The following is a 1,017-nucleotide window of genomic DNA, read 5'->3' as shown; positions in this document are numbered from 1 at the left end:
TGCGGCGCAGGAAGAGAAGCGCAAGACGGCGGTTCGTCTTTCCGAGAGCGGCTTGAGTCAGCGCGAGATTGCAGAACAGCTGGGCGTTCATTATCAGACGGTAGGCCGCTGGTTGGCAAAGTATCGCGCAGGAGGCGTGGAGTCGTTGCTTCGCCAACAACGAGGTCGCCGTCTGGGTTCTGGTAGACAGCTGGCACCGGATGAAGAAGCCGATCTGCAAGAACTGCTAAGGCAGCACACGCCTGATCAACTGGAAATGCCCTATGCCTTGTGGTCGCGAGAAGCGGTACAGGAGTTGATCAGGCAGGAGACCGGGTTGCGGATGCCGACTCGTTCGGTGGGTGAATACCTCAAGCGGTGGGGATTCACAGTGCAAACGCCAAAGAAACAAGCCTATGAGCAGCGCGCGGCAGATGTGCAACAGTGGTTGGCGGTGGACTATCCCCAGATCCAGAGCCGCGCCAAGGCGGAACGGGCGGAGATCCACTGGGGAGACGAGACGGGGTTGAGGACGGACTGCCAGCACGTGCGTGGCTATGCACCCAAGGGTCAAACGCCGGTGTTGAGGCAGAACGCCAGGCGTGCATCCATCAATCTGATCTCGACGGTGACCAATCAAGGCAAAGTTCGTTTTCGCATTTATGAAGACAACATGAATGCGGATTTGCTGATCGATTTCATGAGACGCCTGATCAGGGGAAGTGGGTGCAAGATATTCCTGATTCTGGACAATCTCAAAGTTCATCATGCGCGCAAGGTCAAAGTATGGCTAAGCGATCATACGGCTGAGATAGAAGTCTTTTATCTACCACCGTATTCTCCTGAGTTGAATCCTGATGAATATCTGAACTGTGACCTGAAAGCAGGCGTTCACAAAGGTCCGCCAGCGCGAAACAAGGATCAATTGAAACAGAAAGTGCTGTCTCATCTTCGCAAACTGCAAAAACTGCCTAAGCGGGTTGCGAGCTATTTTCAGGCTGGACCCATTCAATATGCAGCAGCGTAGCTATTTGATTG

The 1,017-nt window shown here is 53.9% G+C and carries 1 protein-coding gene; it reads left to right on the top strand.

The genetic code is table 11. The features are described from left to right. On the top strand, window positions 1-1,006 hold a 1,006-nt coding region (locus ECTPHS_RS13670), incomplete at its 5' end, for an IS630 family transposase (protein ID WP_008933357.1). Between the last annotated feature and the right edge of the window lie 11 nt (window positions 1,007-1,017).

This window comes from Ectothiorhodospira sp. PHS-1 (genome assembly GCF_000225005.1).
Taxonomy (GTDB): Bacteria; Pseudomonadota; Gammaproteobacteria; order Ectothiorhodospirales; family Ectothiorhodospiraceae; genus Ectothiorhodospira.
This window is presented reverse-complemented; position numbering and strand designations above follow the sequence as displayed.